Origin of the sequence: Staphylococcus simiae, from assembly GCF_002902085.1 — a bacterium.
GTDB lineage: Bacteria > Bacillota > Bacilli > Staphylococcales > Staphylococcaceae > Staphylococcus > Staphylococcus simiae.
Genome location: NZ_PPQR01000036.1, coordinates 1 through 20,578, shown reverse-complemented (window position 1 = coordinate 20,578; position 20,578 = coordinate 1). Strand labels below are relative to the sequence as shown.

At 32.4% G+C, this 20,578-nt stretch carries 22 protein-coding genes; 8 read left to right on the top strand and 14 right to left on the bottom strand.

What is annotated here, in order from left to right; all coding sequences use genetic code 11:
- Window positions 1-433: 433 nt before the first annotated feature.
- From CD113_RS05700 to rpiB, 4 genes are read left to right on the top strand one after another with little or no spacing between them, the layout of a single operon-like run.
- Window positions 434-1,516: an erythritol/L-threitol dehydrogenase gene (locus CD113_RS05700; RefSeq protein WP_002464592.1), complete on the top strand. Its 1,083-nt coding sequence runs from the start codon at window positions 434-436 to the stop codon at window positions 1,514-1,516.
- A gap of 42 nt (window positions 1,517-1,558) precedes the next feature.
- Window positions 1,559-2,557 carry a dihydroxyacetone kinase subunit DhaK gene (locus tag CD113_RS05695; RefSeq protein ID WP_002464593.1) on the top strand — a complete coding sequence of 333 codons (999 nt, stop codon included), beginning with the start codon at window positions 1,559-1,561 and terminating at the stop codon, window positions 2,555-2,557.
- Between the two features lie 12 nt (window positions 2,558-2,569).
- Window positions 2,570-3,205 (top strand): dihydroxyacetone kinase subunit DhaL, encoded by a 636-nt coding sequence (gene dhaL, locus CD113_RS05690; RefSeq protein ID WP_002464594.1) that lies wholly within the window; start codon window positions 2,570-2,572, stop codon window positions 3,203-3,205.
- A 24-nt stretch (window positions 3,206-3,229) separates the two neighbouring features.
- Entirely contained in the window at window positions 3,230-3,679 is a 450-nt protein-coding gene (gene rpiB / locus CD113_RS05685) for a ribose 5-phosphate isomerase B (protein ID WP_002464595.1), read from the top strand.
- A gap of 185 nt (window positions 3,680-3,864) precedes the next feature.
- Here the strand turns inward: rpiB and CD113_RS12665 are convergent, their stop codons facing one another.
- The 4 genes from CD113_RS12665 to CD113_RS05675 form a co-directional block, all read right to left on the bottom strand.
- Window positions 3,865-4,023: a type I toxin-antitoxin system Fst family toxin gene (locus tag CD113_RS12665; RefSeq protein WP_269457573.1), complete on the bottom strand. Its 159-nt coding sequence runs from the start codon at window positions 4,021-4,023 to the stop codon at window positions 3,865-3,867.
- Window positions 4,024-4,107: 84 nt separating this feature from the next.
- On the bottom strand, window positions 4,108-4,182 hold the full coding sequence (locus CD113_RS12870; protein ID WP_231910051.1) for a type I toxin-antitoxin system Fst family toxin: 75 nt from the start codon (window positions 4,180-4,182) through the stop codon (window positions 4,108-4,110).
- Between the two features lie 296 nt (window positions 4,183-4,478).
- Window positions 4,479-5,225 (bottom strand): DUF4811 domain-containing protein, encoded by a 747-nt coding sequence (locus CD113_RS05680; protein WP_002464596.1) that lies wholly within the window; start codon window positions 5,223-5,225, stop codon window positions 4,479-4,481.
- Window position 5,226: 1 nt separating this feature from the next.
- Window positions 5,227-6,735: an MDR family MFS transporter gene (locus CD113_RS05675; RefSeq protein ID WP_002464597.1), complete on the bottom strand. Its 1,509-nt coding sequence runs from the start codon at window positions 6,733-6,735 to the stop codon at window positions 5,227-5,229.
- A gap of 144 nt (window positions 6,736-6,879) precedes the next feature.
- Here CD113_RS05675 and CD113_RS05670 point away from each other — a divergent pair, with 144 nt between their 5' ends.
- Both CD113_RS05670 and CD113_RS13040 read left to right on the top strand, forming a co-directional pair.
- Complete coding sequence (locus CD113_RS05670) at window positions 6,880-7,452, top strand: TetR/AcrR family transcriptional regulator (RefSeq protein ID WP_002464598.1); 573 nt, start codon at window positions 6,880-6,882, stop codon at window positions 7,450-7,452.
- Between the two features lie 544 nt (window positions 7,453-7,996).
- On the top strand, window positions 7,997-8,167 hold the full coding sequence (locus CD113_RS13040; RefSeq protein WP_088177498.1) for an IS3 family transposase: 171 nt from the start codon (window positions 7,997-7,999) through the stop codon (window positions 8,165-8,167).
- Between the two features lie 172 nt (window positions 8,168-8,339).
- Here the strand turns inward: CD113_RS13040 and CD113_RS12865 are convergent, their stop codons facing one another.
- The 3 genes from CD113_RS12865 to CD113_RS05660 all read right to left on the bottom strand — a co-directional run bounded on the left by CD113_RS12865 (window position 8,340) and on the right by CD113_RS05660 (window position 9,528).
- Window positions 8,340-8,432, bottom strand: a complete 93-nt coding sequence (locus CD113_RS12865) for a type I toxin-antitoxin system Fst family toxin (protein ID WP_268741116.1) — start codon at window positions 8,430-8,432, stop codon at window positions 8,340-8,342.
- A gap of 135 nt (window positions 8,433-8,567) precedes the next feature.
- On the bottom strand, window positions 8,568-8,666 hold the full coding sequence (locus CD113_RS12650; RefSeq protein WP_002464599.1) for a type I toxin-antitoxin system Fst family toxin: 99 nt from the start codon (window positions 8,664-8,666) through the stop codon (window positions 8,568-8,570).
- Between the two features lie 160 nt (window positions 8,667-8,826).
- On the bottom strand, window positions 8,827-9,528 hold the full coding sequence (locus tag CD113_RS05660; RefSeq protein WP_002464600.1) for an alpha/beta hydrolase: 702 nt from the start codon (window positions 9,526-9,528) through the stop codon (window positions 8,827-8,829).
- A gap of 121 nt (window positions 9,529-9,649) precedes the next feature.
- Here CD113_RS05660 and CD113_RS05655 point away from each other — a divergent pair, with 121 nt between their 5' ends.
- Window positions 9,650-10,582 carry an ABC transporter substrate-binding protein gene (locus CD113_RS05655; RefSeq protein ID WP_002464601.1) on the top strand — a complete coding sequence of 311 codons (933 nt, stop codon included), beginning with the start codon at window positions 9,650-9,652 and terminating at the stop codon, window positions 10,580-10,582.
- Between the two features lie 572 nt (window positions 10,583-11,154).
- Window positions 11,155-12,534 (top strand): hexose-6-phosphate:phosphate antiporter, encoded by a 1,380-nt coding sequence (gene uhpT, locus CD113_RS05650; RefSeq protein WP_002464602.1) that lies wholly within the window; start codon window positions 11,155-11,157, stop codon window positions 12,532-12,534.
- Window positions 12,535-13,482: 948 nt separating this feature from the next.
- On the opposite strand, the gene CD113_RS12645 is transcribed toward uhpT, so the two are convergent.
- From CD113_RS12645 to CD113_RS05620, 7 genes are all read right to left on the bottom strand, one after another.
- Window positions 13,483-13,584 (bottom strand): type I toxin-antitoxin system Fst family toxin, encoded by a 102-nt coding sequence (locus tag CD113_RS12645; RefSeq protein ID WP_002464532.1) that lies wholly within the window; start codon window positions 13,582-13,584, stop codon window positions 13,483-13,485.
- Between the two features lie 609 nt (window positions 13,585-14,193).
- Window positions 14,194-15,123: a carbamate kinase gene (arcC, locus tag CD113_RS05645; RefSeq protein WP_002464533.1), complete on the bottom strand. Its 930-nt coding sequence runs from the start codon at window positions 15,121-15,123 to the stop codon at window positions 14,194-14,196.
- A gap of 16 nt (window positions 15,124-15,139) precedes the next feature.
- Window positions 15,140-16,138, bottom strand: a complete 999-nt coding sequence (argF, locus tag CD113_RS05640) for an ornithine carbamoyltransferase (protein ID WP_002464534.1) — start codon at window positions 16,136-16,138, stop codon at window positions 15,140-15,142.
- A 31-nt stretch (window positions 16,139-16,169) separates the two neighbouring features.
- Window positions 16,170-16,859, bottom strand: coding sequence for a Crp/Fnr family transcriptional regulator (locus tag CD113_RS05635; RefSeq protein ID WP_095092543.1), 690 nt, complete (start codon window positions 16,857-16,859; stop codon window positions 16,170-16,172).
- A 24-nt stretch (window positions 16,860-16,883) separates the two neighbouring features.
- On the bottom strand, window positions 16,884-18,305 hold the full coding sequence (arcD, locus tag CD113_RS05630; protein WP_002464536.1) for an arginine-ornithine antiporter: 1,422 nt from the start codon (window positions 18,303-18,305) through the stop codon (window positions 16,884-16,886).
- Window positions 18,306-18,379: 74 nt separating this feature from the next.
- The gene (arcA, locus tag CD113_RS05625) at window positions 18,380-19,615 is read right to left on the bottom strand and encodes an arginine deiminase (RefSeq protein ID WP_002464537.1); all 1,236 of its coding nucleotides are present in this window, start codon (window positions 19,613-19,615) and stop codon (window positions 18,380-18,382) included.
- 252 nt (window positions 19,616-19,867) lie between these two features.
- Window positions 19,868-20,329 carry an arginine repressor gene (locus CD113_RS05620; RefSeq protein WP_002464538.1) on the bottom strand — a complete coding sequence of 154 codons (462 nt, stop codon included), beginning with the start codon at window positions 20,327-20,329 and terminating at the stop codon, window positions 19,868-19,870.
- Between the last annotated feature and the right edge of the window lie 249 nt (window positions 20,330-20,578).

The following is a 20,578-nucleotide window of genomic DNA, read 5'->3' as shown; positions in this document are numbered from 1 at the left end:
GGTTAGTAGCTTTTTTGAATCGATTTTTTGAAATACGATTTAGCTTTAGATTGATTTATCACTTTGATGAGGACTAGGTTTAATTATCGACCACACTACAAAAATTTATACCGATGAAGTTAGTGTAGATAGTTTGATAATCAAACAAGTAAGTGGCATTGCTTATATAGCATTAGCAACGCTGTTAATATTTCTAATTATTGTGAACATAAATATGATTAATAGCCATATAGAAGTGAAGAATAATATATTGAGCGCTCATCTATGGGTGCTCTTATTTTTTATATTTTCCACCCAACTCTAACCTCCTCCCCACATCCCATCAAAAATCAAAAAAAATTCCCAAATTATAATTTGAAAATTTTGAAATACATCTTAAAAGCATGTAGGATGAAAGTAAGCGCTTTCCAAAATAGATAAGGAGTGGTCAATAATGACGAATAAGAATTACCCAGACACAATGAAAGCAATCGTAGCTTACGCACCTGGAGACTATAAATATGAAACAGTGAAGACACCTGTGATTGAAAATGCGAAGGAAATTATCGTTAAAGTAGAAGCATGTGGCATATGCGCTGGGGATATTAAAGCATATGATGGTGCACCTAGTTTCTGGGGTGATGAAACGCAACCTGCATATATTAAGGCACCTATGATACCTGGTCATGAATTCATCGCGCGTATTGTTGCTAAAGGTGATGAAGTAACTGACTTTGATATAGGTGATCGTGTCATTTCTGAACAAATTGTACCTTGTTGGGAATGTAGATTTTGTAAACGTGGAGAGTATTGGATGTGTGAAAAGCATGACTTATATGGTTTCCAAAATAATGTCAACGGTGGCATGGCAGAATACATGAAATTTACTAAGGAAGCAATTAATTATAAAGTGCCTGAAGATTTACCAATTGAACAAGCCATATTAATTGAACCTTATGCTTGTAGTTTACATGCAGTGCAACGTGCGAATATCAAACTCGGTGATTTCGTTGTCTTATCTGGCGCTGGCACACTAGGACTTGGTATGGTTGGTGCAGCTAAAAAAGCAGGTGCAGAAACCCTAGTTGTCTTAGATATGAAAGAAGATCGTTTAGAATTAGCCAAGAAATTTGGCGCAGATATTGTGATGAATCCAGCAAAAGTGGACGTCGTTAAAGAAATTAAAGACATGACGGAAGGATATGGTTGCGATACTTATATTGAAGCAACGGGTCATCCTAAATCTGTTGAACAAGGTTTAAGTGCCATTAGAAAATTAGGACGCTTTGTGGAGTTCTCAGTGTTTGGTGAACCTGTCACTGTTGATTGGAGCATTATTTCTGACCGTAAAGAACTAGATTTAATGGGAAGTCATTTAGGACCATACTGTTATCCACTTGTCATTGATGGCATTCAAAAAGGTGATTTTCCAACTGAGGGAGTAGTCACACATCAATTGCCATTAGAATCATTTGAAGAAGGCTTTGAACTGATGAAAAAAGGTGACAAATCATTAAAAGTAGTTCTTGTACCTTAAATGTAAATCATCACTATTCCAAATACAAAGGAGCATAAGCACATGAAAAAGATGATTAATAATCCAGATGATGTCATTGAAGAATTAGTCGATGGTTATGTGAGCGCATACCCTGACTACATTAGACGTACAGACTTACATCATCGTGCACTTATTGGTAAGAAACGCCATCCTAATCGTAAGGTCAGTATATTGATAGGTGGCGGTTCAGGTCACGAACCAGGATTCCTAGGATATGTTGGTTCAGGCATGGCAGATGGCGTTGCGGTAGGGAATATCTTTGCCTCACCTTCGCCTATTCCAATACAGGCAGTGACCAAAGAGATTCATGATGGCCATGGCGTGTTGTATATTTATGGTAATTATGCAGGCGATTTAATGAATTTTGAAATGGCTAGTGAAATGACTGAAGTTGAAGATGATATTGAAACTGCAGTCGTCATTGGTAATGATGATGTCGCGTCATCTAAAGATCTTGATGATCGTCGAGGGATTGCAGGAGAATTATTATTATATAAAGTCGCAGGTGCTGCTGCAGATTTCGGCTATGATTTAGAAGAAGTGAGACGTATCACACAATTTGCCAGTGATCATACGCGCTCTATGGGCATTGGCTTAAGTCCATGTTATTTACCACAAACAGGTAAACCAAGCTTCGACCTAGCAGACAATGAAATGGAAATCGGTTTAGGACATCACGGTGAACCTGGTATTGAAAAAACAACCATAAGAACGGCAAAAGAAACAGTCAATGTCATTATGACAAATATTTTAAAAGAAGGTCTGTACCAACAAGATGACGAAGTGGTAGTACTGATTAATGGTTTAGGTGCTACATCTCAAATGGAATTATATATTATCAATAAAGAAGTCTCAGCTATCTTAAATGATCGTGGTATTAAAACATACAAAAGTTATATTGGTAATTTTATTACATCGATGGAGATGGGTGGCTTTTCAGTTACATTAATGAAAGTCGATGACATGTTAAAACGTTGTATATCACACCCAGTTGACTGTCCAAATTTTAAAGAAGTATAAGGAGGGATAACAGTGGAAGTTTCAGGACAACAATTTAAGCAATATATTATCAATTTAACTGAACTATTTGAACGTGAGAAAGATGCATTATGTGATCTTGATAGGAAAATTGGGGACGGAGATCATGGCGTAACGATGAATATTGGCTATCAAGCAGTTAAACAAGAAATCATGAATGAACTGCAAGAGCAAAACGATATTGCCAAAATTAGTGTTGCTGTGGGTAAGACATTCTTAGATGCTGTGGGCTCGTCAGTTGGACCACTTTATGCTTCTGGCTATTTAAAAGGCGCAGTAGCCGTGAAAAATAAAGAGACATTGAACGATGATGACTTATATGACTTTTGGATTGCCTTTAGTAAAGGTATTAAGGCTAGAGGAAAAGCTGAAGTTGGCGATAAAACGATGATTGATACGTTAGAACCATTTTTTGACGTGTTAGAACACGCTAAAAGTAATGGCGAATCCTTTAATAGTGGCTTCAATCAAGCCTTGGCAGCTGCTAAAAAAGGTATGGAAAGTACGAAAGATATTATTTCCAATAAAGGTCGATCTAAGCGTTTAGGTCAACGTTCACAAGGACATGTAGATCCAGGTGCCATGTCGGCATATCTGATGTTAGAAACATTTAAGCCATTTGCTGGCTAAACAATTTTCAAGGAGGAAGACATAATGAAAATAGCAATCGGAGCTGACCATAATGGTTATGATTTAAAAGAAGTGATTAAAGCACATGTTGAACAATTAGGACATGAAGTAGAAGACTTTGGTTGTCACAATTGTGCAGAAGTGGATTATCCAGATGTTGCTGAAGAAGTGGGCAAGAGTATTCAACAAGGTAATAATGAACGCGGCATTTTAATATGTGGAACAGGCATTGGCGTGGCAATTACAGCAAATAAATTAAATGGTATACGTGCAGCAATGGCACATGATTATTATTCTGCCGAACGTGCGCAACTAAGTAATAACGCACAAATTCTAACAATGGGCGCCCAAATTATAGGTCCAGAAGTGGCTAAGAAAAATGTAGAAGCGTATTTGAATGTAGCATGGGAAGGCGGCTCACAACGTAAAGTCGATAAGATTGATGCCATTGATAACAGTGAGAAAAACAAGTAAACAAGAGGCTTTATAAGAAGTCGGTCAGATTCATTAGAAAATGAAAATCGGTGTTTATAGGAACAAAGGTAACAAGTGAATTTGTATATCTACGTGCAATCTATGGTGTTATAATTTAATTAACGTAAAAAGATTAGCAATAATACACCCACCCCCCTCACTATTTGTGGTAGTGAGGGGATTTTTTAGGTGTAGTTTGACGTCACCTTCTTTTTATCACGCTTACTAAGCCAATACGTAAAGCACGCGATAGCAAAGCCACTGATGACTGGTGTTATGATGTGATGTGAACGAAGATAGCAGATGAGTTTTGTATTCCTGTTTACTTTGATGTTATAATACACTTAACAAAGGTATCTACATTTGATGCACCAAACTCCTCACTATTGCCGTAGTGAGAGGTTTTTTAGTGTGGTTATGTCGCCGATTTATTTATCGTGACGCTTACGTAACCAATGCATAAATAGCGCAACGATGCAGCCACTGATGACTGGTGTTATGATGTGATGTGAACGAAGATAGCAAGTGACTTTTGCATTTCTATCCACTATAATGTATTTAATAAAGAGAGTTCCATAGGTACACCAAACCCCTCACTATTGCCGTAGTGAGGGGATTTTTTGCGTTTAATGCTGGATTCGTGGCTGCTGCCATTTTAATTGAAGCGGCGCTTACTCTCGATAAAAGTGTACAACTTTAAACAGTCACAAATGTGAATGGTTAAATGAGTGCTTTTCATAACTTACTCATGTCATTAAGTGACTTTTGAAATGGTTACAGTTAATAGCGCATGTATTGTTTAGTTTGACAGTTCTTTTTTAATTTGTTTTGTTGCTATAACTTCTTTTTGATGTTCCATGTATTTGTTAATTTCATTGGCAGAAGCATTAGGATGTTGCTTTTTATATTCAACCATTAAATGTTGCATTGTTTTTGCATTATTTTGCTGAGTATCTGGCTTTTTATGTTTGTCTTGTAATCGTTGCATTTTTTTACTTTGCTCAGCATTTAAAACAACCCATGTGTCTTTAGGAATGGTTAATGTTGTTGTAGACTTGATTAACTCTTGATTATTTTGTCCAAACCCCAACAATACTTTATAAAAATTTGATTTCCAAACCCATATTTCTTTCTTCGTTTGAATTGTAGCTTTATTAGTATGTTTTAGTTGATATACTGTTTGATGCTTTATAGAGTCAGCTATTTTATCTTTATCCATTTGTGGCTTAAAATGTACTTGAGCCTTTGAATCAGTCTTATGATCTCTATAAATCATTATATAATTATTTGTTTTTTTACCAATTTCATTAGCAATTAGTATATTAGTAGGACTACCCTTTGGACCAGCACTGAAGATTTCCTTTTTATTAGAGGTCACTAATTGTTTCTTCATACCCCAATGATGTGTCATGTTTGCAGTAACACCAATAACCATTAGTAATAGTGCCAAGATAGATAGACAACCCAAAATATAACGTGTTATTTTATGTGGAATTAGTAACCAACTAGCAAATACGCAAAGGGTTAAAATAATAGTTGTTATCATATTATTTGTCCTCACTTTCTAATGAAGTCATTTTCAAAAATGGTACGATGAGTACACCAACTAGTGCAAAGACAATACCTACTATAAATGCTGTATTAAAGCCATCAATTGATGCTTGTTGAGCTAGTTTTGCATACTCTAAAGGATTAACATTTTTTAAATTAGAAGATGGCATATTGTTATTAATGATATTTTGTGTAACTGAAGTTAATAATGCTACTGCTATAGATGAAGCAACTTGTCTAGCTGTATTATTGACAGCAGTACCATGTGTCCCTTGTTCAACCGATAATGCATCCATTGCGTTTGTAGTCAAAGGCATCATCAATATCGCTACACCAAACATACGAATAGCATAAAAAACAAGTATTAGTGTAGGAGATGTGTTATCAGTTAAGAATCCAAAAGGAATTGATGATAGAGTTAAAATAGAAAATCCTACAAATGCTAATCTTTTAATTCCTACTTTGTTATATAATGCACCTGAGATTGGTGAAATTAAACCTAACATTAAAGCACCAGCCAGAAGTGTTAGACCCGATTTGAATGGTGAAAATCCGTGAATATTTTGTAAATAAGTAGGTAACATCATTTCAACACCATACATCGCCATAGTTACAACAATCAAACCTATGGTTGCTATAGTAAAACCTTTAGATTTGAACACGCCTAAATCTAAAAATGGATCTTTAGATTTAAATTGTCTTAATACAAATAGTGATAAAACAATAACACTAATGATGATTGGTAAAATAACGTAATTTAAACTATCCCATCCTTCACTTGAAACATTAGAAAATCCCCATAAAAAAAGTCCAAATCCGATACAAGAAAGTATCAATGAATAAACATCTAATTTTATTTGACGATTAGGTATAATATCTTTCATAAAAAAGAAGCTTAATACAAAGGCTATAGCTACGATAATAATAGGTAATACAAAAATATTACGCCATGAATCAGAAATGGTAATACCTAGCAAAGTATGATTTTTATCTAATATCCAACCTGCAAATGTAGGACCCATTGCAGGTGCTAATCCAACGGCTAAGCCACTTAATCCCATTGCAGTACCTCTTTTATTAGGTGGATACATATTTATTATAATGATTTGCATTAAAGGCATCATTAACCCAACTGCAATTGCTGTCACAATACGACCTATTAAGAAAATAATCCAAGCATCATGATGTGAGGGAGCAATAGCTGTAAGAACTAATCCTAGGAGTAATATGCCATATGAGTAAACATGTAGCCATTTAGTAGATATTTTTGTTGCGAGAAATGCTGATAACGGAACCATAATTCCATTAGCCAATAAAAACCAAGTCGTTGCTTGTTGAGCTGTACTAAAATCTATATTAAAGTCGCTCATTAAAGTTGGTAAGGCTGTTCCTAACGATGTTTGCATAAGTGCACCCGCAAACGTTGCTAAAAGAATGATACTCATAATGATTGTTGGTTTATATTGCTGTCCGTGGATGTCTATATTTAAATTTTTGCGAGCCATAGATAAGCCTCCTAAAGTTTTATTATTAAATACTTTGAAAATATAACACCCTAAATTAATTTTCTAAAGAACAAAATACAACAATGTGTATGAAATGATACAAAGTGTTTTGTTTTGTGCTATATTTAAACTGGGAGTGATTATATGGGATATCAAAGAAAAACTGCGTTAACAAAAAAGAACATAAAAAACAGTTTGATTACACTACTAGAAACAAATAAATTTGATTTAATAACGGTGAATCAAATTATAGAAGAAGCTGAAATCACGAGAAGTACATTTTATAGATATTATGAAGATAAATATAATTTACTTTCAGAAATAGAAGAGGAAATTTTAAAACACATACACGAAGAACGAAATAAAATTGATGAAGTGTTTGAAAAAGAAGATATATTTAATGTTGAGATGTTTTTATTACTATTTAAAGGGTTAGAAAAATACTCTAAAACGATAGGAATTTTATTAGGGAACAATGGAGATTCGAGTTTTGAAATGAAAATAAAAAATGAAATTAGCAAAAGATTTATGGATTTAGGTAAGCTTTCTAATATTTCAACAGTACGTCAAGATTTAGCGAAAGAGTATATGCATGCTATTTTAATTAAAACTTTTCAATATTGGTCAGCTAATAAAGATAGTATTGATGTTAAAGAAGTGGCATTGACCTTGCGAGATATTCAATTAAAAGGTTTCAGGGACACGATAGGTCTTTAAATGATTGAAAACAAAATATTGAACTACAATGATCATGTAGAAATAATTAATTTTAATAAAGATATGTTATTAATGATTTAGGTGTGTGACTATATGATTTATGATTGCTCTTGTTAAAATGAGTATTTATTATACAGATAAGTTTTTTTGCAGCATGTTAGAGACTTAATAAGGTTCTCTCCCAAATTGGACTGATACATAATAATTTTTTTAAGCCTCGCACCCCGGCAAGACTGACTAGGTTTTCAAAATGTTGGTTTATCAACTTTTTGAAAATCAGACAGTTACTGCCAAGTACTTAATTTTAAGTGCAAAATATATTTTGTCCCAGGTTTAATCGATTTTTTGCGTTTATGGTGTGAATCGTGGCTGCTGCCATTTTAATTGAAGCGGCTCTTGCTCTCGATAAAAGTGTATATCCTTAAACAATCAAAAATGTACAATAGCATTACTATAGTTAGTGACTAGTGGCGTCTTTGAGTAGTTAAAATTTAATAATATATATTTTTTGAATTGAGATACATTTTAAAATTTTTAATTAAAAATGAAAGCCTTAAAGACTGAATTCATAAACCAAATGATATTTGAAGATTTAAATCAATTAGAGACAGAGTTATTCGATTACGTACATTGGTACAATCATTTTAGCTCGCATTCTTCACTACAATATTTAACACCAGTGACTTTTAAAAAATATCACATCAAAAATGTCTAAATTATTGTTGACATACCAACTGGTGTTATGATGTGAACGAAGATAGCAGATGAGTTTTGTATTCCTGTCTACTTTGATGTTATAATACACTTAACAAAGGTATCTGCATTTGATGCACCAAACTTCTCACTATTGCCGTAGCGAGGGATTTTTTAGTGTTGGCTAATATCGCTTATTTTTTCCTATTGTTACGTGTACGTAGCCAATGCGTAAATAATGTAACAATACAATCACTGATAACTGTGGCCATGATGTGAACGAAGATAGCAGATGAATTTTGCGTTTCTATCCACGATGATGTTATAATGTATTTAACGAAGATTAATTGCATATATATGCACCAATCCCCTCACTATTGCGAGTAGTGAGGGGATTTTTTGATGCGGCTTAATGTCGCCTTTTACTTATTGCGTTTACTACTACTAAGCCAGTAAGTAAAGTACGCAATTGCACAGCCACTGATGACTGGTGCAATGATGTGAACGAAGATTAATTGCATATTCAGCCCCTCCTCTCTGCGTCTGAATTGACGCCTGAGAGATAGGCGACGACAATATTATTTCAAATGTAATATTTAGGTTACAGATGACTTCTGATTAGATTTCTTACGTTAATATTCTACCTAAAAATAAATAATAAAATGAGGTTGATGATATTGTCTACTTTGATTGATACACTGCCTTAAGACCTTTTTTGAAATATTTTTTAAAATAACGTTGTCTATGAATCCCTCGTTTTGAACATTCGAATTCAAATTTTGACATGGGGTGTTCTAAACTTTGATTTAAAATATCTTTTCCTTCTAAACTATTAGGGACCATATCTTTAACTTTCAATGTATGTTTAATCCCTTCTTTAAGACCAACATACCAGTAAATGCGAACTTCTTGAGGAATCATACTCTGTTCTTTCATGTAATTCAAAAAATGAGGATACCATAAAGATGGCGAAATAAAAATATATTTTCCAAAGCAATTCGGCTTCGTATACAAGGCATACATTGAAACTAGGGCACCGTAAGAGGCTCCTGATATACCTAAATCTTGATTATCTAAAGATATTCTATACTTTTGTCTTAAAGTAGGTATTAATTGTTGTGTAAGCCAATTTAAATATTGATCTGCCTGTCCCTTAATTTGTTGATGACCAATCGTTGCTTCCCATGGTGTAAAGTCATGTGCTCGTTGTTGAGACGCTACACCAATAAAAATAATGTTTTTCTCTATTTTTTTAAATAAATCATCGCCATCATGAACAATGAGTGCTGGATAGAGTTTATCCAACTTTTTAAAATAGTCTTTAGGTAACTTGATCGTAATATCGTAATGATTTACCTTGAACTTTTCTACGAACTGTCGCATTTTTACCTCCCATTTTTTTCCAATAAATAGTTTAATATTTCAAAAAAATAAATATATGTCTTTTATAATTATGTTATAATTGATAACGATTATCAATATCAAATAAAGGAGATTTTGAATGATGAGAAGATTAATAGTTTTGATATTTTGTTTACTTTTATTTTTAGCTGCCTGTAGCAATGACAGTCAGAATAATGATACTAAGAATAATAAAGATCAATCGGATAATTCAAAAAAAGAGACGACATTTACAACTGATGATGGTCAAAAAGTTAAAGTACCTCAACATCCTAAAAGAATTGTCGTGCTACATCCTTCTTATGTTGGTGCACTCGTTAAATTTGGTCATAAGCCTGTTGCTGTTCCTAAATTTATTGAACAAAATAAAGTACTTAAAGATGCAACTCAAGGTATTAAGAAAATAGATAATACCAGTGTTGAACAAGTTGCTAAAGAAAAACCGGACTTAATCATTACAACTTCGGAAGATAAAAATTTTAATAAATTGAAAAAAATAGCGCCTACAGTTACATTTAATGCAAATAAATCAAGTTATAAAGATACAACTCTAAAATTGGCACAACTCGTTAACGAAAAAAGTAAAGCAAACGCATGGTTAAAAAAATGGGAGCAACAATTAGCTAGCGATAAAAAAGAACTACAGCCGGTAATAAAAGGGAAAACAGCATCTGTTCTTCAACAAACACCAAAAGGTATTATGGCATTTAGTGATCATATGGGAAGAGGGACAGAAATTATCTATGACGGTTATGGCATGAAACAACCTAGTCCATTAGAAAAAGCAACTCAAACTAAATTTGCGACACGAATTAATGAAGAACAGTTTCAAGATTATATAGGTGATTTTGCAATTATTGCACAACAAGGAGATAAACAACCTCCATTTGAACAAACAAATTATTGGAAAAATTTAACTGCAGTGAAGAAAAATCATGTTATTACATTTGATGTTTCAGAAACACAATATAATGACCCTATTTCATTAGAAAAACAAAGAGAGATATTTTATAAAGCACTTAAAGATATGAAATAACAACATATTTGACTTGAAATAAGCCAATCTATAAAAATAATTATGATCGCACCTTGAGACGTTTGAAACCTTTAACTAATAAACAAACTAAGGTGAGCTGCGAAGGAAATAGCTATAATAAATCGGACTGATAGGAAATAACTTAAAATTTTATACATCAGTTCAATTTGAAAGAAAACTTAAAAATAGACGACATTACCCATACCAATAAAAATCCCTTAACTATAGAAAATAGTGAGGGATTTTTTGTAAAAGTAATACTTATTTTCGTTAGTCATAATATAACAGTGTGGCGGGCGAGAATACACAACGTTATAGTGTGAATGATACATACTTTACTAATACAAATGAGAAAGTAATAAAATCACTTGCGCGACAATTAAAGCTTTAAGTAGCAGACTTTAGTTGTCGTAATGGTGTCGAAATGGATTATCTAGATGTTGCATTAGAGGATTGATAATAGTGTTCAACTATTTGTTCGATTTTTTGAGATATTTTTATAATTTTAATGATATTAAGCGCTTACATAGCAGTGTATAATAAGTTTAACAACATTGATAGAGGTGATAGAGTTGAACTTTTTTGATATACATAAAATACCTAATAAGGGTATTCCATTATCTGTACAGCGTAAGTTATGGCTTAGAAACTTTATGAAAGCCTTTTTCGTTGTGTTCTTTGTTTATATGGCAATGTATTTGATTCGAAATAACTTCAAAGCAGCACAACCATTATTAAAAGAAGATATTGGCTTATCAACACTAGAGTTAGGTTATATTGGTTTAGCGTTTAGTATTACTTATGGTTTAGGTAAGACATTGTTGGGCTATTTTGTTGACGGTCGTAACACGAAGCGGATTATTTCATTTTTACTAATTTTATCTGCAATCACAATATTAATTATGGGATTTGTCTTAAGTTACTTTGGTTCGGTGATGGGACTACTCATTGTACTTTGGGGGCTTAATGGTTTGTTTCAATCAGCGGGAGGTCCAGCGAGTTATTCTACAATTTCAAGATGGGCACCTCGAACGAAGCGAGGCCGATACTTAGGTTTTTGGAATACTTCTCATAATATTGGTGGTGCAATTGCAGGTGGTGTTGCACTTTGGGGTGCCAATGTCTTCTTCCATGGCAATGTAGTTGGCATGTTTATTTTTCCATCAATAGTAGCCTTACTTATTGGAGTAGTAACATTATATATCGGTAAAGATGATCCTGAAGAACTTGGATGGAATCGAGCTGAGGATATATGGGAAGAACCAGTAGATAAAGAGAACATTGATTCACAGGGCATGACAAAATGGGGGATTTTCAAGAAATATATCCTGGGAAATCCTGTTATATGGATTTTATGTATCTCTAATGTCTTTGTCTATATTGTACGTATTGGTATTGATAACTGGGCACCATTGTATGTGTCTGAACATTTACATTTTAATAAAGGTGACGCAGTCAATACTATTTTTTACTTTGAGATAGGAGCCTTGGTTGCAAGTTTATTATGGGGATACATATCGGATGTACTCAAAGGACGTCGAGCTATCGTCGCTATTGGTTGTATGTTTATGATTACATTCGTCGTTTTGTTCTATACGAATGCGACCAGTGTAATGATGGTTAATATTTCCTTGTTTGCTTTAGGTGCGTTAATCTTTGGTCCACAGCTATTAATTGGTGTATCACTGACAGGTTTTGTTCCTAAAAATGCGATTAGTATTGCTAATGGAATGACAGGATCCTTTGCATATTTATTTGGGGATTCCATGGCCAAGGTAGGTTTGGCAGCTATTGTAGATCCTACGAGTAAAGGTTTAAATATCTTTGGATATACATTAAGTGGTTGGACTGATGTGTTTATCGTTTTCTATGTAGCTTTATTCCTAGGTATTATTTTATTGGGTATTGTTGCCTATTATGAAGAAAAGAAAATTAGAAGTCTAAAAATTTAATAATATAGAATTTATAGATGCTTATCATCTAAAATTAATTAGTGAAAAGACGTAAATAAATAACCAATATAATATGTATTGTTAATTAAGAAATTTCAATTGTACACGTTTGACATTTTGTTATCGTTGTAATCTACCGAGCCTGGGACATAAAACATTTATACTTAATATTAAGCATTTGGCAGTAACTGTCTGATTTGTAAAATATTGATTTATCAACGTTTTACAAACCTAGTCAGTTTTGCCTGGGTGGAAGGGACCCAACACAAAAAAACTGGTTAGTCAGTTTTTTCAGACAATGCAGGGACCCGTCATAGAAAAATTTTAAAAATAAAATTTTTTCTTTTATGTGCAAGACGGGCATAGTTGGGCAAGGGACCCGTCATCAAAAATTCATGTGTGGATTTTACATTAATGTGCAAGACGGGCATAGTTGGGCAAGGGACCCGTCATCAAAAATTCATGTGTGGATTTTACATTAATGTGCAAGACGGGCATCTACGAAATAATCTGTTTTGAAATAATTATTTCTGTCCCACTCCCAATGAATTGTAATATTAAGTGCATCACTAATATCATTTTATAAAAGGACTCTTGAAAAGTTAGATTTTAGTCCAATTTTTGAGGTGGATATTATTTTGCATGAATTTAATGAAAGTGTTGTTATTTTATTCCCACTAATTGGGGGAAGCACAGATAAAATATCTAACACTCAACCTAGGTTTACAAAAAGAGCCTAAAACGTTAGTACTACTTAAAAATATAAGTGGCTAACTTAAACTGGAAATTTTCAAAGTACATATAGTTTGTTTTACAAAAAAAATAAAGGAGGTATACTATATGTAAGTTGAGAAAATAATTGTTTCGACAGACATGTTGAAGCACCAAATGCCATCTACTATAGCCGTAGTAGATGGCGTTTTTTTAGTGACTGGTTATTTCAAGTTATCAACGCTTACGATTATTTAACCAATGTTTATAAGTCGTAAGAACTATGACAATAACTATTGGCGCAATAAGAGTTGAGTAAATAATTGTTAATACAGACATATTGTTAGCGCCTCCTAACTTGTCTGATTTCAACAGTTAGGATTGTTGATGACATATGTCATTATATCATTAAGTTGTGTAAAATTAATTTTAATGAATTGTAATATTAAGTGCATCACTAATATTATTTTATAGAAGGTCTCATGAAAAGTTAGATTTTAATTCAACTTTCAGACTACTTCGCTACTATATATTTGAGAGGGTTAGAAACCTATAATATAGTGCTTAGCTTTAAGGGGTCAGTATCATTTGTTACTGTAGTAGTAAAAGAGGTGGAATTATCATTAGAAGAAAGCAAATTTATCTTGTATTGATTATATTCATCATGGTTGTCGAAGTATTTCTACCGTTATTAATAAATATGCCTGAAATGATAAGAAGATATCTAAAATTAGCATTAGTATTTTTAATACCTATGTATTTCTTAGCACCAAGTAAAAAAGATTATAAGAATAAAGATAGTTGAAGTCATCAAATAAATCAATATTTATAGTAACAACACTAAAAGCTACAAACCTAATCTATAGGCATGTAGCTTTTTTGGCTTCCATCATTGAGCTTATCGGTCCAATTTGGAAGAAAACCGTAATATATACGCTCTATTCTAAATTAATTTTTAATTAATGTTCCAATCTTACCATCTAGGGCATCAGAGAGTCTTTCTAAAGATGTAATCAAAACACTACCTTGATCGTTTTTATTGAGGAATTGTATGGCGGCTTCAACTTTTGGAAGCATACTGCCCTTTGCAAATTGATTATCAGCAATATGTTGTTTAATCTCATCAACAGTTACTTCGCCAAGAGCTTTTTCGTTCTCTGTACCATAGTTAATGTAGACATGATCAACTGCTGTTAAAATAATTAATTGGTCAGATTTTAAATGTGCTGCGAGTAGTGCACTAGTTTTATCTTTATCAATGACAGCATCGACACCTTCATAGTTTCCATTTTCTTTTATAACTGGTACACCGCCACCACCAGCTGCAATAACTAGTGTTCCATGTTCAATCAATGCTTCAATACTATCTAATTCAACAATATTAATTGGCTGAGGTGAGGGAACCACGCGACGATAGCCACGTCCTGAATCTTCTACAAATATTTGTCCTTTTTCTTTCATTATTTTAGATGCTTCTTCTTTAGAATAGAATGAACCAATTGGTTTTGTTGGATGCTGAAAAGCTAAATCATCAGTTGAGACTTCTACTTGTGTCACTAGTGTTACGACTTCTTTATTGATGCCTAAAGAATGTAATTCATTTAATAAGCTTTCTTGCATTTGATAACCAATATAAGCTTGACTCATTGCTCCACATTCAGGAAATGGGAATGATGGTCCTTGTTGATGTTCAGCAGCATAATTTAAACCTAAATTAATACATCCAACTTGTGGACCATTACCATGACTAATTACTACTTCATGGCCTCTATTAATTAAGCTAATAAGTGATTTAGCTGTGCCTTTAACAAGTTTTAACTGTTCTTCAGGAGATTTTCCTAAAGCATTACCACCTAAAGCTACAACAATTTTAGACATTTTTTGCACCTCCTTTTTATTCTCCTAAAGTTGCAACCATAACAGCTTTGATTGTATGAGCTCTATTTTCAGCTTCTCGGAATACTACAGATTGTTCACTTTCAAATACGTCATTAGAGACTTCCATTTCAGTCAATCCATATTTTTCATAAATTTGTTGTCCAATTGTCGTATCAGTATCATGGAATGATGGTAGACAATGTTCAAAAATAGTGTGTGGATTACCTGTTTTTTTCATCATTTCTTTAGTTACACGATATGGTTCGAGTAATTTAATACGTTGTTCCCAAATTTCTTCTGGTTCGCCCATTGAAACCCAAACATCTGTATATATTACATCAGAACCTTTAACACCCTTATCGATATCATCGGTTACTAAAATTTCGCCCCCATGTTTATTAGCAATATTTTCACAACGAGTTAATAACTCATTAGATGGGTTTAATTCTTTTGGACATACGAGGTGGAAAGTCATACCCATGATAGCTGCTCCTTGCATTAAAGCATTTGCTACATTATTGCGACCGTCACCAACATAAGTGAAATGAATTTCATGATATGGTTTTTTTAAAACTTCTTTAGCAGTTAAAAAGTCAGCAAGTACTTGTGTAGGGTGATCTTCATCCGTTAGACCGTTCCATACAGGTACGCCAGAGTGTTCTGCTAATTGTTCGACTGTTCGTTGTGAGAAACCACGATATTCAATACCGTCAAACATTCCACCTAATACACGTGCTGTATCTTTGGGCGATTCTTTTTTGCCCATTTGACTTCCTGATGGACCAAGATATGTGACATGTGCACCTTGATCATATGCTGCTGTTTCAAATGCACAACGTGTACGTGTAGAGTCTTTTTCGAAAAGTAATGCTATATTTTTACCTTTTAATTTTTGTTGTTCAATTCCAGAATATTTAGCACGTTTTAAATCTTCAGATAGATTTAATAAAAATTCAATTTCACTTTGTGAAAAGTCTAATAATGTTAAAAAATTTCTATTTCTCAAATTTTGCATAATTTTAGTCTCCTTTAATCATTATTAAAATTTATTTTTTTATAATCCAATTTTTATCGTTTTTAAATAAAATGTTTTTATCCTTCAATTCATTAATAACATGACTAGTTGTTTCGCGAGATAAGCCTGATAAATTACTTAATAATTGTATCGTCATCACTTGATGTATTTCGTAAAATCCACCGTTATCTTCACCTATCGTACGGCATAAAAAATTTAATATTTTTTCAATTCTCTCTTTTGCTAAAGGTGTTTTTAAGGCTATTCCATATTCAGTTTGTCGATACATCATTTTATTGATATTTTTAAAAAGAGTTACAAAAATTTCTTCATGAGTTTTACACAAAAATTCTAATAATTCTTTTGGAAATGTCATGATTTTACAATCAGTAAGAGCTGTATAAGTTTCGTACAATGTTGAAGTTTCATTAAATAAATGATGTATTGGAAATAGCGCTTCTTCTCTATTCAAATTTATATAAGTATCACCATTTATATCAGAAACTTCGCGTAAAGTGCTTCCATTTACTAGAAAATAGACTAATTTGATTTGATTGGTTGAGTAATATATCACTTGTCCTGTTTTGTATTCATACAATGTAAATTCAGATTTATATGCATCAAAAATACTTTCAGGAATATTTAAGTAACTAGCTAATTGTTTGAAACTATAATTGAACTCAATATCTGAATGTTGAAATTGAACTTTACTCTTGTACATAACTTTTACTCCTTGAATATTGCTTTAAAATACAGAGATATTTCCTGTAATTAAACGAATAATTCCTACTACTGCAAGTATGATAATTAAAATGAATAAGGTATAATCTAATTTTGTTAAAGATTTATTGTTATCATGTTGTACATAACTGTAAACAAATAGGCCTGGGATATATAGCAACATGGTTAGTAGTAAATAATCAAGGCCTGCTGCATATACTAACCAAATTGTATAAACAGAGGCAATGATACCGATTACCCATTGCTTTACATTCACTTTTTTCTTATTTTGTATCGTATATTTTACTTGGTAAAATGCACTTAGTGTATATGGAATTAAAATAGCACTTGATGCGAGAGAAAATGCAAATTGATATGCACTCTCTGTAAATAACATACTTATTAAAAATAATTGAACTAAAATATTAGTGATTAACAGGGCATTTATAGGTGATTTATTTTTATTTTCTTTAGCAAACCATTTTGGGAAGAGACCATCTTTGGCAACAATAAATGGTAATTCACCAGCAAGTAATGTCCAACCAAGCCAAGCGCCTAATACTGAAATAATAAGACCTATATTAACGAATACAGAACCCCAATGACCTACAATGTATTCTAATACTTGCGCCATTGATGGATTAGTAAGTTTAGAAATTTGATCTTGCTGTATAACACCTTGTGCTAATACAGTCATTAAGAAATAAATAATAAGTACTGATACTAGTCCTATGACTGTAGCTGTTCCAACGTCTTTTTTAGATTTTGCACGACCCGAAAAGACAACAGCACCCTCAATACCAGTAAAGACCCAGACAGTTACTAACATTGTGCTTTTAACTTGGGAAAGCGTATCTCCCCAACTAAAAACGCCAGCACTTCCACTTGTTAAACCATATAATCCTTCTTTAAAAGTAGTGAAATTAAATACTACTATCATACAAATGATTACTAAAAATATTGGTATCAATTTGGCTACTGTAACAATACTATTAATGAAAGTTGCAGTCTCAACACCTCGTAGAATGAGAAAGTGTACACTCCACAATAATATAGAGGCTACGATAATACTTGGAAGAGTATTTCCTCCTTTAAATATTGGAAAGAAATTTCCTACAGCTGACATAAGTAATGTTGCATAAGCAACATTTCCGAGAAAAGCAGCAAACCAATATCCCCAAGCACTTGAGAAACCAACAAAGTCACCAAAACCATCTTGTGCATAACTATAAATACCACCATCAAGATCCGGCTTTTCGTTAGTAAGATTTTGGAAGACAAAAGCAAGAGAAATCATTCCAATAGCAGTAATTACCCAACCAATAATAATTGCTAGACCTCCTGCTTGACTCCCCATATCTGAAATAATATTGAATGTACCGCCACCAATCATTGATCCTATGACTAAACCAATTAAGGACGTTTTACCTAGTTTGTTTTCATTCATATTAATTTCTCCTAGTTGTGGTCAAATATTTTTGGAATTATGACTTTGACTTTGGCCACGTTGATAATTTTTAATTAAATTTCTTCTCTAAATAATGGTTGGCTCATACATCTTGGGCCTCCTCGACCACGTACAAGTTCACTTCCTGTAATTTCAATAACTTTAATACCTTTATCACGTAATAGTTTATTGGATACATAGTTGCGATCGTAAGTAACAACGACACCCGGTCTTATACACAGTGTATTTGATCCATCATTCCATTGTTCACGTGCGCCATCAATAACATCACCGTTACCTGTTGGGATAAATTCTACTTTTTCAATTCCTAAAACTTTGGCAAGCGTTTCACGTAATTTGCAAGAATGCGTAATTTTAATATCATCTTTAGTGTTGTCATGTTCGATAGTAAAGATATTCATATTATTTTCTTCTTTGAAAATTGCTGCATGGACTGTGAATTTATCATAGTCAATCATCGTGAGTACGGTATCTAAATGCATAAATGTACGTGTATTAGGTATTTCAATTGCAACGATTTTTTTAAAGCTTGTTGCTGTATCTTTAAAAATGTTGCGTGCTAATTTTTCAATAGATTGTGCTGAAGTACGTTCTGAAATACCTATCGCTAATACTTCTTTTGATAATACTAATTCATCGCCACCTTCAATATTGAAGGGTGACATACGATCTAACCAAACAGGTATATCTTGATCTTTAAAACGAGGATGATATTTTAAAATATATGTCATAAAAATTGACTCTCTACGTCGGGCTCGCCAATACATTCTATTGATAGTCATTCCTCTGCCTATAGAAGCCTGAGGATCTCTAGTAAAATATAGATTAGGCATAGGGTCTAAATAGAAAGGATATCTATCATCCATATATTCTACTAAGTGTGTTGTTTTGAGCTGTATTTCTTCTTTGCGAACACCAGCCATAATTTTATCAATCAGTTCTTGATCAGATAATTTTGAAAAGAATTCCTTGATTTCCATTTCGTGACCTAATATTGTTTTTTGAGATTCAGCAAAGATATCATTGATAAATTGTTCACGAACATGCGGTTCAGCAATCGCTTCGGCTGCAAGTTTTTCTAAATATACAACTTCTACGCCTTCATCTCTTAAAGTTTGAGCAAATTTATCATGCTCTTCTTGTGCAACTTTTAAATAAGGAATATCATCAAACAATAAACCGCTTAAGAAATCAGGCACTAAGTTTTCTAATTCTTTACCTGGTCTCTTTAATAACACCGTCTTTAATTTCCCAATTTCACTGTTTACTTGAATAAGAGTTTCTTCCATTTTTGAATTCCTCCTTTATCTTATTTCACTATAAGCATAAAGCGCTTTCAAAAATAATTATGTGAATGTATTCACATTTAAAGGCTCTAAAAATCCATACATTTAATTATATTCAATACAAATATTTGATTAATTATACGGATTTAGTGTGATTAACTGTATAATGTTCTAAATTTACTTGTAATAGATGCTTATTATAATTTTGGAAATTTTTTTGATTCTTATTTTTGTATGATTATACAAACATGTTATTCAATACTTATTTTTCAATTTTTGCATTTTGTAATATATATATTGAGCCATTTCATTTGATGAAGTTAATAGCATAAACATATCATTACCACCGATTGAACCTAAAACCTCTTCCATTTGTAGCTGATCAACGTAATAATTTATACATTGTGCAAATCCAGGTGATGTTTTGACTAACACATAACTATCCTTTAATAGTATGTCGATTATTTCGTCCTGATAAATTTCTAATTTCCTTTTTATATCTAGTTCTTTAAATTGATCTATTCTTTTGTAGAAATACATATTATTTTTATATGGTATTCTATAAATTTCTAATTCTTGTAGGTCTCTCGCTATTGTTGTTAAGCTATAATGAATTCCAAAATGTTGTGCCATGTAGTCTGCTATTTCTTGTTTTTTACTAAAGTTATTTTGTTCTATTATAGTTAATATTAGATTTAAGCGTTTTTCTTTTTTCATTAAAAACAACTCCCTATAACTATTTTAATTTAATCAGAAAACTAAGTTTTTATTACTATAACCATGACCATAATAAACATTGTAAAATCAATAAAAATATTAATTTCGCAATGTTTATTAATATGTCATTATTTGATTTTTTCTCTATATAATCTTTACTTCCAATTATACATTACGTTAAATTAAAAAATATTTTTAAAATAAAATTTCACAAATTTTATATATTTAAATTTTATTTAAGTGCAATAG

Excerpts from the sequence above, each read along its gene's own strand:
- CD113_RS05700 (WP_002464592.1), top strand. The coding sequence starts at position 434 with ATGACGAATAAGAATTACCCAGACACAATGAAAGCAATCGTAGCTTAC.
- CD113_RS05695 (WP_002464593.1), top strand. The coding sequence starts at position 1,559 with ATGAAAAAGATGATTAATAATCCAGATGATGTCATTGAAGAATTAGTC.
- rpiB (WP_002464595.1), top strand. The coding sequence starts at position 3,230 with ATGAAAATAGCAATCGGAGCTGACCATAATGGTTATGATTTAAAAGAA.
- CD113_RS05680 (WP_002464596.1), bottom strand. The coding sequence starts at position 5,225 with ATGATAACAACTATTATTTTAACCCTTTGCGTATTTGCTAGTTGGTTA.
- CD113_RS05675 (WP_002464597.1), bottom strand. The coding sequence starts at position 6,735 with ATGGCTCGCAAAAATTTAAATATAGACATCCACGGACAGCAATATAAA.
- CD113_RS05670 (WP_002464598.1), top strand. The coding sequence starts at position 6,880 with ATGGGATATCAAAGAAAAACTGCGTTAACAAAAAAGAACATAAAAAAC.
- CD113_RS13040 (WP_088177498.1), top strand. The coding sequence starts at position 7,997 with ATGAAAGCCTTAAAGACTGAATTCATAAACCAAATGATATTTGAAGAT.
- CD113_RS12650 (WP_002464599.1), bottom strand. The coding sequence starts at position 8,666 with ATGCAATTAATCTTCGTTCACATCATTGCACCAGTCATCAGTGGCTGT.
- CD113_RS05660 (WP_002464600.1), bottom strand. The coding sequence starts at position 9,528 with ATGCGACAGTTCGTAGAAAAGTTCAAGGTAAATCATTACGATATTACG.
- CD113_RS05655 (WP_002464601.1), top strand. The coding sequence starts at position 9,650 with ATGAGAAGATTAATAGTTTTGATATTTTGTTTACTTTTATTTTTAGCT.
- CD113_RS12645 (WP_002464532.1), bottom strand. The coding sequence starts at position 13,584 with ATGTCTGTATTAACAATTATTTACTCAACTCTTATTGCGCCAATAGTT.
- arcC (WP_002464533.1), bottom strand. The coding sequence starts at position 15,123 with ATGTCTAAAATTGTTGTAGCTTTAGGTGGTAATGCTTTAGGAAAATCT.
- argF (WP_002464534.1), bottom strand. The coding sequence starts at position 16,138 with ATGCAAAATTTGAGAAATAGAAATTTTTTAACATTATTAGACTTTTCA.
- CD113_RS05635 (WP_095092543.1), bottom strand. The coding sequence starts at position 16,859 with ATGTACAAGAGTAAAGTTCAATTTCAACATTCAGATATTGAGTTCAAT.
- arcD (WP_002464536.1), bottom strand. The coding sequence starts at position 18,305 with ATGAATGAAAACAAACTAGGTAAAACGTCCTTAATTGGTTTAGTCATA.
- arcA (WP_002464537.1), bottom strand. The coding sequence starts at position 19,615 with ATGGAAGAAACTCTTATTCAAGTAAACAGTGAAATTGGGAAATTAAAG.
- CD113_RS05620 (WP_002464538.1), bottom strand. The coding sequence starts at position 20,329 with ATGAAAAAAGAAAAACGCTTAAATCTAATATTAACTATAATAGAACAA.